The organism is Pantanalinema sp., from assembly GCA_036704125.1.
Classification (GTDB): Bacteria; Cyanobacteriota; Sericytochromatia; order S15B-MN24; family UBA4093; genus JAGIBK01.
In genome coordinates, this window is sequence record DATNQI010000097.1 from 1 (window position 1) to 15798 (window position 15798).

Below are 15798 nucleotides of genomic sequence, written 5' to 3' on the forward strand. Positions count from 1 at the left end.
GGTGGGGCGGGGCTAGGGGTGGGGGGATAAAATCAAGTTCCTCATGCCTTCGGGGGACTTGGAGCTTTTAAAATCCCCCCACCCCCGACCCCGCCCCACCGGGGGGCGGGGAGAATCGCCAGGAGACCTGTCCCATTCGCATCGGCTTCGACGCAAGACTCATCGAGAACAGCGGCATCGGGCGCTACATCCAGTGCCTGTTGCCGAGGCTCGGCGCGCAGGGCGTCGAGGTCATCGCCTGGATGCTGCCTCATCAGGCCGCGGATCCACGGTGGGACTTCCCCGGGATCGAGCGACGCGTCCTCGAGGCCAAGCCCATGTCTCCCCAGGAACAGGCCATGATGCCCGCCGCCGTCAAGGAGGCCGGGCTCGATCTGCTGCACGTCCCGCACCTGAACGCGCCGCTCCTGAGCCGCGTGCCCCTGGTCGCCACCATCCACGACCTGATCCCCTTCCACTACCCGGAGGCGATCGCCGCGCGCTTCGGGGGCGCCTACTTCCATGCCATGGCGCGCCTGGTGCCGCGCAAGGCGCGGCGCGTCCTCACCGTCTCCGAGCACACCCGCAAGGACCTGGTCACCCTGGCGGGCGCGAAGCCCGAAAAGGTGGAGACCATCCCGCTCGGGGTGGAGGCGCGGTTCACCGAACAAGCCTCACCCGAGCTGCGGCGCCGGGTGCGCGATCGCTATGGCCTGACCGGCCGCTATTTGCTCTACGCCGGCCAGTGGAAGGGCTACAAGAACGTCGACCTGCTCCTTGACGTCATGGAAGGCATGGACTCTGAGCGCTTCGCCGACGTGAAGCTGGTCCTGGTCGGACGAGAGGATCCGCGCGTCCCGATGCGCGAGCGGCTCGCGGCGCGCAACCTCTCGGATCGGGTCGTGCTGACGGGCTTCGTCGCCGAAGAGGCGGAGCTCGCGGCGCTGTACCAGGAGGCCACGGCCTTCGTCTTCCCGTCGCGCTACGAGGGCTTCGGGCTGCCACCCCTGGAGGCGATGGCGGCCGGAGTCCCGGTGATCGCGAGCGATCGCGCCTCCATTCCCGAGGTCGTCGGGCCTGCCGGGCTGCTCCTGGCCCCCGATGGTGTGCTAGAATGGCAGCGAGCAATCGAGTCTCTGTGCGAGGATCCGGGCCGTCGCGAGGCGCTTGCCGCCCTGGGTCGCGAGCGCGCCCGCGCCTTCTCGTGGGACGTGACGGCGGCAAGGACGCTCGAAGCGTATCGCCGTATTTTATCCCCCCACCCCTGACCCCGCCCCACCGGGGGGCGGGGGAGACGAGGAACGGTCATTGAAGGTCGCCCTGGTTCATGAATGGCTCACCACCCTCGGTGGCTCCGAGCGCGTGGTCTGGGCTTTCCACCGCATGTTCCCGGACGCTCCCGTCTTCACCACCGTCCACCGCAAGGATCTGCTGCCGGCCGAGTTCGACGAGCTTGACGTGCGGCCGTCCTTCCTCCAGCGCTTGCCCGGTGCCACCAGGCACTACCAGAAGCTCTTGCCCCTGATGCCGCTCGCCTTCGAGCAGTTCGATCTCTCGGGCTACGACCTGGTGCTGTCGAGCGCCCACGCCTGCGCCAAGGGGGTCGTGACCCGCCCCGAGACGGTGCACGTCAGCTACACCCACACCCCCATGCGCTACGCCTGGGACCTCTACCACCCGTACCAGGCGACGGTGAACCCGCTGTTGCGGCCCGTCTCCGCCGCCATCCTCAGCTACCTGCGCCAGTGGGACGTGCTCACGGCCAACCGCGTCGATCGCTTCGTCGCCAACTCGCGCGAGGTCTCGCGCCGCATCCAGAAGCACTATCGCCGAGGGGCCGAGGTGGTGCCGCCCCCCATCGACGTGGAGCGCTTCTTGCCGGCTCCTGCCTCGCAGATCGGGGATCACCTGCTGGTGCTCTCGCGCCTGGTGCCCTACAAGCGGGTCGATCTGGCCGTGCAGGCGGCCAACGCCACCGGCGTCCCCCTCAAGATCATCGGCGACGGCCCCCTCTACGCCGAGCTCAAGGCCATGGCCAGGCCCAACGTGCAGTTCCTCGGCCACCTGAGCGACTCGGACGTCGCCAGCGAGATGGCCCGCTGCAAGGCCCTCGTCTTCGGCGCCTTCGAGGACTTCGGCATCGTCCCGCTCGAGGCCCAGGCCGCCGGGCGCCCGGTCGTCGCCTTCGGCGCGGGCGGCGCGCTCGAGACCGTCATCGACGGGGTCACCGGGGTCTTCTTCGCCGAGCAGCACCCCGACAGCCTGGTGCAGGCCCTCAAGCGGCTGGAGCGCATGGACCTCGATCCGGCCGCGATCCGGCGCCACGCCGAGAGCTTCGCCTTCGAGGCCTTCGCCGCGCGGATGCAGGGGGTCATCGACCAGGCGATCGCCGAGCGCCGGGCGGGCGCCTTCGAGGGAGTCAGCGAGGCCGTGCATGGCTAAAGACACCCTCGAAGCGCACCACGCCGTCCATGGCGCCGTTCCCGCGCCCACCTGGCGCGAGTGGCTCGAGCGCAACATCATGTACGCGGGGCTGCCCCTGGTGGTCCTGGCGGACTGGGCGCTCATCAACGGCATCTTCGCGCTGGTCTACGCCATGCGCTTCGAGTGGCACGTCCTGGCCTCGGTCGAGCACGGGCCGCCCTGGACGCCTTACTGGCATGCGACCGTGCTCATCGCGACCGTCTGGGTGATGGTGCTCGCCGCGATGGGGCTGTATCGCTACCAGCGCGCGGCCTCCAAGTTCGAGGACCTGGTCATCCTGGCCTTCGGAATGGGCCTCGGCACCCTGCTCGCCATGGGCCTCGGCTTCTTCTACCGCGACTTCTCGTACTCGCGCCTGGTCCTGGTCTACAGCGTGGCCTTCGGCTACATCGCGCTGGGCGCCTTCCACGTGGGGCTGCGCTCCTTCCAGGAATGGCTGCAAGCCAAGGGCTGGGGGAGTCTCAACACCCTGATCGTCGGCTGCAACCCCCTCGGCGAGATGATGGCGGCGCGCTTCGCGGACGCTCCTCACCTGGGGCACCGCCTGGTGGGCTTCGTGCCCGCACCCGGCGAGTGGATGGAGGGCGATCGCTGGGTTTGCTCCGTGCGGACCGGCGAGCTGCGCGAGACCCACGTGAAGACCTACGGCCAGGTGCTGGGCGAGGTCGAGGACCTCGGCACCCTCATCGAGCAGCACCGGATCGACGAGGTGCTCCTGGCCCGGCCCGGGGCGACCTTCAGCGAGTTCGTCGAGCTGATGGAGGCGGGGGCCTCGCGCCGCCCCGTGCAGTTCCGGATCGTGCCCGACCTCCTGGAGCTGATGACCGCCAAGATCCGGATCTCGGATCTCGACGGCATCCCCACCCTCGAGATCGGGGACGTGCCGCTGCGCAAGTGGCACAACCGCTTCCTCAAGCGCCTGATGGACGTCGTGCTGTCGGCTCTGGGCCTGCTGCTCGCCTCGCCCCTCATGCTGGTCACGGCCCTCCTGGTGAAGCTGACGAGCCCCGGCCCCGTCTTCTACAAGCAGGAGCGCATGGGCCGCGACGGGCGCCTGTTCAACATCTACAAGTTCCGCACCATGCGCATCGACGCCGAGGAATCGAGCGGCCCGGTCTGGGCGAAGGCCGGCGACAACCGCGCCACGCCGATCGGCGCCGTGCTGCGCCGCTTCAGCCTGGACGAGCTGCCCCAGATCTGGAACGTGCTCGCGGGCGACATGACCCTGGTGGGGCCGCGTCCCGAGCGCCCCTTCTTCATCGATCAGTTCAAGACCTACATCCCCAAGTACATGGACCGGCACCTGGTTCGCAGCGGCCTGACGGGCTGGGCCCAGGTGAACGGCCTGCGGGGCGAGGAAGGCACCATCGAGGAGCGGACCCGCTACGACATCTACTACGTGGAGAACTGGTCGCTCCTCCTCGATCTGCGGATCATCGTGAAGACGGCCCTGGAAGTCCTGTTCTACAAGGCTTACTAGCCGAGGATCGCCCCAGTTGCGCCGATCCCTGCCCAGGCTCTTCCTCTACGCGGCGCTCTTGCGCGTCGCGATCGCCCTGATCCCCGGGGGACAGCCCTTCGACCAGGCCTGCTTCAAGGCATGGGGCGTGGCCATGGTCCTGGACGGGCCGGCGGGCTTCTACGAGGGTAGCAAACGCTTCTTCTCGTGCGACTACCCGCCCCTCTACATGCACTGGCTCGGGGCCTGGACCTGGGTCTACACCCGCTTCGACGCGGCCCCCCTCGCCTGGAGCGCCTTCGCGGCCTTCGTGCCGGTCACCGCCTTCAACGCGCTGCTCAAGGCGCTCTCGGGGCTGCTCGATCTGCTGAACGGCTACCTGGTCTATCGCATCGTCGCGCCGCGCCTCGGTCCCGAGAAGGCCAAGGGCGCGGCGGTTCTCGCCCTCTTCAACCCGCTCTTCCTCTACGACGCCGTCTACTGGGGCCAGATCGACACGCTGCTCCTGACCTTCATGCTCGCGATCCTCTGGGCCCTGACCGAGGGCTGGCTCGTCCGTGCGAGCTTGCTCGCCGCCTTGTCCCTGATGCTCAAGCCGCAGGGCCTCTTCCTGGCGCCGGTTTTCCTCGCCACCCAGTGGTTCCGGCACCGTCTTGGCCGGTGGCTCGTTGCCCTCGCCGCCGGGACGCTCTGTGCGTTCGGGGCCATTCGCCCCTTCTGGCCGAACGGAGCTCCGCTCGAGTCGTTCCTGGCCCTGTACGCGCGCATGACGGCCACGGCGCAGAGCTATCCTTACGGGGCGTTCAACGCCTTCAACCTGCACGGCCTCTTCGGGCAGCTCACGCCGGACGATGCGACCTTGCTGGGCTTGAGTCAGCGCGTCTGGGGGCTCGTCCTGCTCGGTCTGGTCCAGATCCTGATCGCCGCGGTGCTGTTCCGGCGGCGCGACCCCGCGACGTTCTGGCTCGGGGCGGCGACCAGCGTGCTCGCCTTCTTCATGCTCGCCACGCGCATGCACGAGCGTTACGGCATCGTCGCCATCGGGATCCTCACCGTCGCCTACGCCTACCGGCCTCATCTGAGGCCCGTCTACTGGACGCTGTGCGTCGTCACGATCATCAACCTGGTCTATGCCCAGGACCCCAACGTGGCTCGCCTGCTGAGCGCCCTCTGGCTCGATCGCACCCTGAGCCTGGTGAGCGTGCTCGCCTTCGGCGCGCTGGTCCGGGATCTGGTGCGGCTTGCGCCTTCGAGCATCCCCTCGCTACACTTGGAAAACGCATCCCTCTCCGAAAGGACCCTACATGCCAGCAACTAACGACATGATCCTGGTGGTCGGCGGCGCCGGCTACATCGGCTCCCACTGCGTCAAGGAGCTCAACCGCCAGGGTTACGCCACCGTCACCTTCGACAACCTGGTCTACGGCCACCGCGACGCCGTGAAGTGGGGGGCCTTCGAGGAGGGCGACATGAGCGACACCGAGCGCCTGCGCGAGGTGTTCCGCAAGTACAGGATCGCGGGGGTCATGCACTTTGCCGCCTACGCCTACGTGGGCGAGAGCGTCACCGACCCCGAGAAGTACTACTTCAACAACGTCGGCGCCACCCTCAACCTCCTCAAGGTGATGCGCGAGTTCGGCGTCGACAAGTTCATCTTCAGCTCCACCTGCGCCACCTACGGCGTGCCGACGCAGATCCCCATCCCCGAGACCCACCCCCAGGCCCCCATCAACCCCTACGGAGCAACCAAGCTCATGGTCGAGCGGGTGCTTGCGGACTACGGCCGCGCCTACGACCTCAAGAGCATCTGCTTCCGCTACTTCAACGCGGCGGGCGCCGATCCCGAATCGGAGATCGGGGAGCGCCACGACCCCGAGACCCACCTCATCCCCCTGGTGCTGCGCGCGGCCATGGGCGGCACCCCGCTCAAGGTCTTCGGCGATGACTACCCGACCCCGGACGGCACCTGCGTCCGCGACTACATCCACGTCATCGACCTGGCGCGCGCCCACATCCTGGGTCTCGAGCGCCTGCTCTCGGGCGGAGAGAGCGCCATCTACAACCTGGGCAACGGCAGCGGCTACTCGGTCAAGGAAGTGATCGAGACCTCCGAGCGAATCATGGGCCGCAAGGTGCCCTTCGACTTCGCCCCGCGCCGCGAGGGGGATCCCCCCCAGCTCATCGGGTCGGCCGAGAAGGCCGTCACCGAGCTGGGATGGAAGCCCGAGTTCGCCAAGCTCGACCGGATCATCGAGACGGCCTGGACCTGGCACCGGAAAGAAGCGGGGGTGTAAGGTGGGCAAGTACTTCGGCACCGACGGCGTCCGCGGCCTGGCCAACGACAAGCTCACCCCGGAGCTCGCCTTCAAGCTGGGCCGCGCGGGCGCGGCGGTCCTGCTCGAGGGCCACGCGGGGGAACGCCCCGTGATCTTCATCGGGCGAGACACCCGCCGCTCGGGCACCATGCTCGAAGCGGCCCTCGCCGCGGGCATCTGCTCGGTGGGCGTGGACGTGTACCGGCTGGGCGTCGTCCCCACCCCGGTCGTCGCGTGGCTCGCGGCCAACTGCGGCGGCGCCGCGGGCGTGATGATCTCGGCCTCCCACAACCCGAGCCCCGACAACGGCATCAAGTTCTTCAGCGGTGACGGCTTCAAGCTTCCCGACGAGACCGAGGGTGCCATCGAGGTCCTGCTCGACGCCGTCGAGGACACCCTCCCCCGCCCCACGGGCGAGGCCCTGGGGGTGGTCGAGGATCGCTTCGATCTGGTGGAGAACTACGTCCGGCACGTGACCCAGGCCTTCGCGGAGGGCCTCACCGGCCTGAGCCTCGTCCTCGACGTGGGCCACGGGGCGGCCTATGCCCTGGCCCCGCGCGTGCTTCGGGCGCTGGGCGCGCACGTCCAGGTCCTGAACGACGCGCCCGACGGCGACAACATCAACCGGGGCTGCGGCTCGACCCACCTGGAGCAGCTCCAGGCCAGGGTTCGCGAGGGCGGCTTCCAGCTGGGCATCGCCTTCGACGGGGACGCGGATCGCATGCTCGCGGTGGACGAGACGGGTGCTGTCGTCGACGGCGACCACATCATGCTGATCTGCCTGGAGCATGCGCTCGCGACCGGCCGCCTCAAGAGCCCGTCCTTGGTCGCGACGGTCATGAGCAACATGGGCTTCGAGGAGGCCGTGCAACGCCTCGGCGGCGAGCTGGTGCGCGCCAAGGTCGGCGATCGCTACGTCCTCGAGGAGATGAAGGCCAGGGACATCCGCATCGGCGGCGAGCAGAGCGGCCACCTGATCTTCCTGGACGACAACACGACCGGCGACGGCCTCAATTCGGCCCTGCGCCTGCTCTCGGCCCTGAAGGCCGCGGGCGAGCCCCTCTCGGTCCTCGCCGCCAAGATGACGGACTATCCGCAGGTGCTCAAGAACGTGCGCCTCGCCTCGACCCAGGGCTGGCAACAGAACCCGGCGATCGCCAAGGCCATCGCCGATGCCGATGCCGAGCTCGCGGGAAGTGGCCGGCTCCTCGTCCGCGCCTCGGGCACCGAGCCCCTGATCCGGGTGATGGTCGAGGGCAAGGACGACGCGCAGATCCACGGGATCTGCGATCGCCTCATCGGCGTCATCTCGTCCGAGCTGGCCTGACGAAAAAAGCCGTGGAGGTCCGTGCCAGGTTGCAGGCCATCATGTCCTGGCTCTTCGCCGGGGCGTGCTTCCTGCTGGCCGCCGTCGCCGGCACCTACCCGCTGGCCCTGAGGATGGGCGACGGGGTGCTCGACCCCGGCGACGGCGTGCTCAACACCTGGATCATGGCATGGGGAGCCACCATCCTGCCCCGCGACCCGGGGGGCCTCTTCCAGGCCCCGTACTTCTACCCGGCCCGAGACACCCTCGCCTTCTCCGAGAACCTCCTCGGCAACCTCCCCGTGTTCGGGCCGCTCATGGCCCTCTCGGGCGACCCGGTCTGGGCCGCCAACGCCTTCTTCATCCTCGCAATCGCCCTGACGGGCCTCGCGACCTACGCCCTCTTGCTGCGCTGGACCGGAAGCCGCGCGGCCGCGCTGGTGGGCGGCCTGATCTTCGCGCTGAGCCCCGTCAGGTTCAGCCAGCTCAGCCACCTCCAGCTGTTCGGCCTCTGGTGGACCCCGCTCGCCCTGCTCGCCTCGAGCGCCTTCTTGCGCGGCGCGCGGTGGCGGCACGGCCTCGGGGCCGCCCTCTTCCTGGTGCTTCAGTTCGCAAGCTCGGTATACCTGGGCTACTTCCTGCTCATCACCATCGGAAGCTACGTCCTTGCGCGCCTCTGGCGATCGCCTGCCCTGCGCACGCGCGCGCTCGCCCTCAGGGGGGGCGCGCTCATGGCGGGCACTGCCGTGGCTCTGGGGAGCCTGCTGTGGCCCTACCTGCGCCTCAGCCGCGCGTGGGGGATGAGCCGCACCCTGCGGGACGGCACGGCGCTCGGAGCCGATCTGTTCAGCTACCTGAGCGCCTGGCCGCTCAGCGTCCCCTACGGCGGACGCCTGGCTGCTGCCTCGCCGCTCTACGCCCACGAGAAGTACCTCTTCCCGGGCCTCGTCGCGCTCGCGCTCGCAGCCTTCGCGCTGGGGTGGGCCTTCAGCCGGCGCCGCGAGTGGCTCTCGCAGGAGGCTCGGGCCGTGGCCCTCGCCGGGGCTGTCGCCTGGCTCTTGAGCCTGGGCCCGATCCTCCAGGTGCGCGGCGCGATCACCTTCCTTCCCATGCCCTACGCGGCGCTGTTCTACCTGGTGCCGGGGTTCAGCGCCATCCGCGTCCCGGCCCGGCTGGGGCTGATGGTCGCCTTCTGCCTCGCCGTGCTCGCCGGCATCGGCCTGAGCCGCCTGCTGGATCGCTACGGCACCACGCCCTTTCGCCGCGGGGCGATCGCGGCTGTCGCGATCGCCGTGGTCCTCCTCGACACCCGCCACCGGCCCCTGCCCGTCTACCCTCGCCCCGTGCCGTCCGCCCTCGAGCGCGCGCTCTTTCTGGCTCCGATGGCCCCTGGCGTCATCGTGCCCATGCCGACCTACGAGCGGGAGGCCGACGGCATCCTCGAATCCGGCAGAATGCTCGCCGTGCTGCCCAGCGGCCGACCGCTCGTGAACGGCTACTCCGGCTTCTTCCCCGACAGCTACCTCGCGTTCGCCCGCCACCTCGAGGCCGGTCCGACGCCCGGGGCCCTGGATGCGCTCGCGGCCGTCAGCGTGGGCTGGGTCGGCGTCCAGTACGACAAGATGACGCCGGGCGAGCGCCTTGACTGGCAAGCCGCCGAGCGGGATCCGGCGGCGCTCGGCTTGAAGCTGCTCTGGAGCGAGCCCGACCAGGGCGCCCTCTACCGCCTCGACCGTCACCCACCCCTCACCCGGCGGCTGGAGGCCACCCTCGACCTGCCGCAGCGCCTCACGCGCGACCGAGCGTTCAGGATCCCCCTCACCCTGGCGACCACACCGCCCGCCGCATGGATGCCTCCAATGCCGGACCGGCACCAGCCGGTGGCGATCCGGTGGCAGGGCCCGACCCCTTTCGCCGAAGAGCGGCACGTCTGGCTGCCCATCGCCCTCCAGGGAAGCCAGCACGTCGGGATCCCCGTGCGCACGCCACGCGGGACCGGGAACTATCTGCTCTCGATCGAGGGTCCGGGCTTCGTCGCGACCGCCTCGGTCGGGATCTCCGCCATGCGCTTGCCCGACACCCTCACCGCGCCGATCCAGGCCCGGCTGGAATGGAAGAGCCCCCGGCCTCCCGGACGCGTCCTCTCGGGCCAGCGAATCCCGCTCGAGGCAGCGATCCACAACCAAGGCACCGGCGTCTGGCGCGCCGCGACCACCTGGCGCGAGCGCCTCGCCGCGCGCCCGGAGTGGCTACGCCGGCATCCCCGCTGGATCTTCGACAACGGGGCGGGCGAAGTGGGGCTGCAGGTGCGGTGGCTCGAACGGGTCACGGGCGCAGAGGTCGCCGTGGGACAGGCCCGGCCGAGGCGCTACCCCCTTTCGTTCGACGTGTTCCCTGGCGGCGCGTACCGCTTCCAGGAGCGGCTTTTCGCGCCGGAGGCCCCGGGGGACTACGTGGCGGAGGTGCGCCTCGCGGACACCTTCGGGACCGTCGCGACCGCGCCGGAGCGCTTCGCGATCACGGTGGAAGCGCCCTGACCCGTCCTTGTCAGCGCACGGTGCCCTGGGCGATCGCCTGGACCACCCCCCCGTTGTAGCCGGAGAAGAGGAACAGCGTGTTCCCGAAGACGGACATGTCGTTGGCATAGCCCGTGTTGAAGGGCAACACGTAGCGATCGGACCTGTAGGCCTGCCACGCATTGAGGGTCCCGTCGGGGTTGATCAGCGCGCGCTGCACGACGTTGGCGGCCGACCCGCCGAAGGCGTAGAGGTAGTTGCCGAGCTTCGCGAGCACCGGCTCGTACACCGCGGTGAGCAAGTTCGGACCGCGCGTGAAGGCCCCGAGGGTCCCGTCGGGATAGATGGGGGCCATGTAGACCAGGCCCGTCGCCGCCGCGCCGTTGTAGGATCCGATCACGTAGACGTAGTTGTCGACCACGACGGCGCGATGCTCGGTCCTGGCATCCGGCAGCATCTTGTCCAGCAGCTCGAAGGCCCCCAGGCTCCCGTCCGGGTTGATCCGAGCCCGCTCGATCGATGTCTGGTAGCTTCCGTTGGTGCCCGCAAAATAGTAGAAGTAATCGCCGATGACGGCCCCCGAACCGTGACTCCGGGCCACCACCAGCGCGCTCGAAACCGCCTCGAAGGCCCCGAGGGTCCCGTCCGGATTGATCCGAGCCCGCTCGACCGAGCTCAGGTAGGTCCCGCCATTCGAGCCGCCCACGGCATACAGGTAGCGGTTCGCGCCCCTCTCGACGACGAAGCTCTCGCCCTTGTAACGCGGCGTCTTGAGGGAAGGGCCCACCGTGGAAGGTCCCAGGGTCCCGTCGGGTTCGATGGCGAAACACTCGGTCGTGCTGGCGGCCGTCGAACCGTCGGTGGGGCTTCCCCCGACGAGCCAGATCTTGTTGCCGGTGGTATGGACCCCGCAGCCGAAGCGCCAGCTCGTCATCCCCCCGTAGTACGACCAGGCGTTGAGGCTCCCGTCCGCCTTGATGGTGGTCGTCTGGATGATCGCCGTCGGGCTGGTGCCGGCGCCGGCACTGGCTCCGCCCAGCGCCCAGAGCCGGTTGCCCGCGGTGACGGGCATCGTGCCCACGACGATGGAGGAAAGCGCCCGCAAGCTGCCGTCGGCCACCCAGGCCCCCGTCAACTGGCCGGTGGCCGTGTTGATGGGGGCGCGGTAGACGTTGGCCGTGTACGCCGTGCCGTTGTAGCCGCCCCAGACGTAGAAGGAACCGCTGGCGACGGTCCAGCCTCCCGGCGCGTACTCCGTCTGGGGCAGGTTGTAGGCCGAGGTCACCCCGTCGCCGATCGAACCGTCCGCATTGATGGGAAGGGTGATGGTCGCGGCTGACTTCCCTCCGCTCAGCTCGCCCCCGACCAGGACGATGCTCGATCCGACCACCATCCCGGCGTACCAGCTGAGATGCTTGCTCACTCCCCCCACCGTGAAGGGGTAGGTGGCCGTCCTGCTGATGTTTCCCGAGCCGTCGACGGTGTAGCGCTCGATGGTGGTCACCGTGTAGGAGCTCACCAGGTAGATGTCATTGCCCTTGACCATGGCCGGCATGGAGTAGCGGTTGGTCTGAAGGTTGACCCCCGTGCTCTCCCAGGGGCCCAGCGTGCCGTCGGCGTATATCTCGGCGCGCTCGATGGGATAGGCGTTTTGCCCCCCCAGGGCGAACATGTAGTTGCCGACAATCGCGCAAGGAGCGCCATAGCGAGGATTGATCATGCTGCTGACGCGCATGGCGGGTGCCAGCGAGCCGTCCGCGCGGATCGCGAACATGAAGACGTCCGTGCCTCCCCCCGCGCTCAGGCCGGTTCCGCCGAGCATGTAAACGGCCTTGTCGGAGGAAATGACGGTATGGTAGGAATTCACGTTCGGCAACTGGTACGCCCCGCCCGGGCTCGTCGAGTAGACCTGGTTCATCAGGCTCACCTCGCCTTGCCAGACGTCGAACGGAGCGCTCGACTGCGCCGTCGCCATCCCCGACTGGACCCCGATGCCGCCCGGCACCGCCCCCGTCGGCACCGTCACCGTCATGGCGTTCGCGCTCCACGCGCTCACCGGCGCCACCACCGGGTCGCTGGCGGGCCCCTTGAACGTCACGGTCGGGGTGGCCGTCCCCGTCCCGAACTGGCCGCTCAGCACCACCTCGGTCCCCGCGCGGCCGTAGGCCGGGCTGAAGCTCGAGACCACGAGCCCGCCGGCGCCGGCGCCCGAAAGCGAGAGGGTGAAGCCCCCGCTCGTCACCGAGCCCCGGGCCGTGGCCACCGTGATCCCGCCCGAGCTCGCCCCGGAGGGCACCGCCGCCACCAGGTACGTCGGCGCCGCCAGCACCACCTGGCCCGGCACCCCGTTGAACGAGACCGTGTTGCCCGAAGGCACCGGGCTGAAGCCCGTCCCCTGGATCTGGACCAGGGCGTTGATGCCCGCGGTGCTCGGTGAGAACGTGGTGATGCTCGGCTTGATCGCGGGCACCGACGCCAGGGGGTCCTGGTTGGCCCCCAGGTAGCTCAGGAGGTCCGTGGCCAGCTGAGCGATCTCGGCGTCGGGGTGATTCGTGTAGACGGGGGCTCCCGCCAGCGTCGCCGGGGTCGTCCCCGCGTTCACCTTGCCCATGGTCTGGGCGGGGGGCACGTTCACCGGGTCCAGGGCGCACGCGATCGCAAGGGCCGTCGTCAGGGCGTTGATCACGATCCCGCCGCCCACCGCGCCGTTGCTGCAGCTCAGCCAGCCCGTCCCGTTCCACTGCAAGAGGGTGCGGAAGCGGGCCGCGCTGGAGCCCGGGGCCTGGTTGTTAAGCCCCTTCACCGCCTCGAGGATGTAGGTCGCCCCGTTGGCCGGCGCGTAGCCGTTCAGGCTCAGGCTGAAGTTGCCCGAGGCGTCCGTCTTCCCGGTGGCCACCGTCGTGTTCGCCGCGTCGATGAAGGAGACCGTCGCCGCGTTCACCACGTCCGAGGGCAGGGCCTGCGCCTGCCGGGCGTCGGGCGCGCTCAGGCGCCCATGCACCGAGGCGCTCGCGATCGCCGAGCCCGAGGCGGCGCGATCCCCGAAGTTGGGCACGTTCGGCCGCAGCGCCTGGCAACCCGCCAGCGCAAGCGAGAGGATGAAGAGGATCAACCGACGCGTGCTCATCTCATCCCCCTACTGGATCGTGCCCTGCGCGATCGAGGTGATCGCGCTGGCGCCCGTATAGCCCGAGACGACGAAGATCGCGTCTCGATAGACCGGAACTTCCGACATGTAGGACGCACTGAAGGGCAACACGTAGCGATCCGACTTGTGGTACTGCCAGGCACCGAGCGTGCCGTCGGGGTTGATGAAGGCCCGCTGCACGATGTTGCTCGCGCCCGCGCTGTAACCGCCGAAGAAGTAGAGGTAGTTGCCCACCTTCGCGAGCGCGCCGTCCTGCAGGGCGGAAGGCATGCTGGGGCCGCGCAGGAAGGAGCCGATGCTGCCGTCGGGATAGATGGGCGCATAGTAGACCAGCCCGTTCGCCCCGCTGCCCGAGGTGCTGGTGGCACCACCGGCCACGTAGACGTAGTTCCCGATCACGATGGCCCGCTGAGAGTCGATGGCATCCGGCAGCGAGACCCCGTAAGTCTGGAAGGGATCGAGGCTGCCGTCCGGTCTGATGAGGGCGCGCTCGATCGAGCTGAACAGGCCCGGATAGTACCCCCCGAAGCAATAGACGTAATCGCCGATCACGGCGCTCGCGAAGTAGGCGCGCGCCTGCACCAGGTTGCTCGGCTGCGTGAAGAAAGTCCCGAGGGTACCGTCCGAGTTGACCAGGGAGCGCTCGACCGAGGTGATGGAGGCCCCGGCGGGGTTGAGGCCCCCGATCATGTAGACGAAGCGATTGCCCGCTCTCTCGATGACGACGCTTTCGGCCTTGTAGCGAGGCGCGTTGAGCGCCGGCCCGACCGTGGAGGGCCCCAGGGATCCGTTGGGCTCGACCGGAAAGTACTCGGTGGAGCCGTAGGTCGTGTTGCTGCTTCCCCCGCCGAGAAACCAGATCTTGTCGTTGAGGACCTCGACCCCGGCACCGTAGCGCCAGGTCGTCATCCCGCCATAGAAGGACCAGGCGTTCAGGCTCCCGTCCGCTTTGATGGTGGTCGTCTGGATATGGGCGGTCGGGGCGCTGTTGTTGTAGCCGCCCATCGCCCAGAGACGGTTGCCCGTCGTCAGGGGCGCCGCCCCCACGATGATGCCCGAAGGCGTGTTGAGAGGCATATCCGTGATCCAGGCGCCGGTGAGTTGCCCTGTTGCCATGTTGATGGGGGCGCGGTAGACGGCGGTGGTATAGGCCGAGGTATTGTTGCCGCCCCAGACGTAGAGGTACCCGTTGAAGGCGACGACGCCCCCGGTGGCATGCTCGGCGGCAGGCATGTTGGCGGAGGCCGTGCCGTCGCCGATCGCGCCGTTCCCGAGGATCGGCAGGGTGATGACCTTGTTCGAGTAGGAACCCTGGTAGGTCCCGCCCGCCAGCACGAGGCCCGAACCGACCACCGTCCCGTTGTTCCAGTGGATCGTCGCGCTGGCGCTGGCGACCGTCAAGGAATAGGTGGCAACGAAGCTCATGCCGCCCGAAGGATCGACGGCCCAGCGTTCAATTTGCTTGTTGCCGAGGCCGGTAAGCGACGCGTCGCCGGCGAAGTACACGGTGCTGCCGCTGACCAGGCCGGGCGAGCCGTAGCGATTCGTCTGGAGGGTCGCGCCGCTGACGATCTCCCAGGCCCCGAGCGTGCCGTCCGGGTTGATCGCCGCGCGCTCCACGTTCTTCATGAAGACGCCGAGCGACTGCCCGCCGGCGGCGAACAGGTAGTTGCCGACCGTGAAGCATGCGGGCGACGAACGAGGGATCGTCAGGCTGCTGACGCGCCGCGCAGCGCCCAATGAGCCATCCGCGCGGATCGCGAACATGAAGACGTCCGAGATGCCGTTGGTGCTGTTCCCCCCGCCGATGACGTAGACCGCGTTGGCGGTCGAGACGACCGAATGGTAGTTATTGACGATCGGCAGCTGGTACGCCCCGCCCGGGTTCGTCGAGTAGGTCTGGTTCATCAGACTCACCTCGCCCTGCCGGACGTCGAACGGTGCGCTCGACTGCGCCGTCGCCATCCCCGACTGGACCGCGATGCCGCCAGGCATCGCCCCCGTCGGCACCGTCACGGTCATGGCGTTCGCGCTCCACGCGCTCACCGGTGCCACCACCGGGTCGCTGGCGGGCCCCTTGAACGTCACGGTCGGGGTGGCCGTCCCCGTCCCGAACTGGCCGCTGAGCACCACCTCGGTCCCCGCGCGGCCGTAGGCCGGGCTGAAGCTCGAGACCACGAGCCCTCCGGCGCCCGTGCCCGAAAGCGACAGGGTGAAGCCCCCGCTCGTCACCGAGCCCCGGGTCGTGGCCACCGTGATCCCGCCCGAGCTCGCCCCGGAGGGCACCGCCGCCACCAGGTACGTCGGCGCCGCCAGCAGCACCTGGCCCGGCACCCCGTTGAACGAGACCGTGTTGCCAGAAGGCACCGGGCTGAAGCCCGTCCCCTGGATCTGGACCAGGGCGTTGATGCCCGCGGTGCTCGGCGAGAACGTGGTGATGCTCGGCTTGATCGCGGGCACCGACGCCAGGGGATCCTGGTTGGCCCCCAGGTAGCTCAGGAGGTCCGTGGCCAGCTGAGCGATCTCGGCGTCGGGGTGATTCGTGTAGACGGGGGCTCCCACCAGCGTCGCCGGGGTCGTCCCCGCGTTCA

Annotated in this window: 9 protein-coding genes; 7 read left to right on the forward strand and 2 right to left on the reverse strand. The window is 69.1% G+C overall.

Annotated features, from left to right (window positions below):
• The first annotated feature begins 176 nt into the window (after positions 1 to 176).
• The 7 genes from V6D00_15385 to V6D00_15415 are packed head-to-tail and all read left to right on the forward strand — an operon-like array spanning position 177 to position 10080.
• Complete coding sequence (locus tag V6D00_15385; GenBank protein ID HEY9900559.1) at positions 177 to 1247, forward strand: glycosyltransferase family 1 protein; 1071 nt, start codon at positions 177 to 179, stop codon at positions 1245 to 1247.
• Between the two features lie 40 nt (positions 1248 to 1287).
• The gene (locus tag V6D00_15390; protein HEY9900560.1) at positions 1288 to 2421 is read left to right on the forward strand and encodes a glycosyltransferase; all 1134 of its coding nucleotides are present in this window, start codon (positions 1288 to 1290) and stop codon (positions 2419 to 2421) included.
• On the forward strand, positions 2414 to 3943 hold the full coding sequence (locus V6D00_15395) for an undecaprenyl-phosphate glucose phosphotransferase (protein ID HEY9900561.1): 1530 nt from the start codon (positions 2414 to 2416) through the stop codon (positions 3941 to 3943). Before V6D00_15390 ends, V6D00_15395 begins: the two co-directional genes overlap by 8 nt.
• A gap of 16 nt (positions 3944 to 3959) precedes the next feature.
• The gene (locus tag V6D00_15400) at positions 3960 to 5240 is read left to right on the forward strand and encodes a glycosyltransferase 87 family protein (GenBank protein HEY9900562.1); all 1281 of its coding nucleotides are present in this window, start codon (positions 3960 to 3962) and stop codon (positions 5238 to 5240) included.
• Complete coding sequence (galE, locus tag V6D00_15405) at positions 5227 to 6216, forward strand: UDP-glucose 4-epimerase GalE (protein ID HEY9900563.1); 990 nt, start codon at positions 5227 to 5229, stop codon at positions 6214 to 6216. Before V6D00_15400 ends, galE begins: the two co-directional genes overlap by 14 nt.
• Before the next feature lies 1 nt (position 6217).
• On the forward strand, positions 6218 to 7564 hold the full coding sequence (gene glmM / locus V6D00_15410) for a phosphoglucosamine mutase (protein HEY9900564.1): 1347 nt from the start codon (positions 6218 to 6220) through the stop codon (positions 7562 to 7564).
• A gap of 41 nt (positions 7565 to 7605) precedes the next feature.
• On the forward strand, positions 7606 to 10080 hold the full coding sequence (locus tag V6D00_15415) for a hypothetical protein (GenBank protein ID HEY9900565.1): 2475 nt from the start codon (positions 7606 to 7608) through the stop codon (positions 10078 to 10080).
• A gap of 10 nt (positions 10081 to 10090) precedes the next feature.
• On the opposite strand, the gene V6D00_15420 is transcribed toward V6D00_15415, so the two are convergent.
• Both V6D00_15420 and V6D00_15425 read right to left on the reverse strand, forming a co-directional pair.
• The gene (locus V6D00_15420; GenBank protein HEY9900566.1) at positions 10091 to 13186 is read right to left on the reverse strand and encodes an IPT/TIG domain-containing protein; all 3096 of its coding nucleotides are present in this window, start codon (positions 13184 to 13186) and stop codon (positions 10091 to 10093) included.
• 9 nt (positions 13187 to 13195) lie between these two features.
• Positions 13196 to 15798 (reverse strand): IPT/TIG domain-containing protein (locus V6D00_15425; protein HEY9900567.1); only part of this gene is annotated, 2603 nt, incomplete at its 5' end.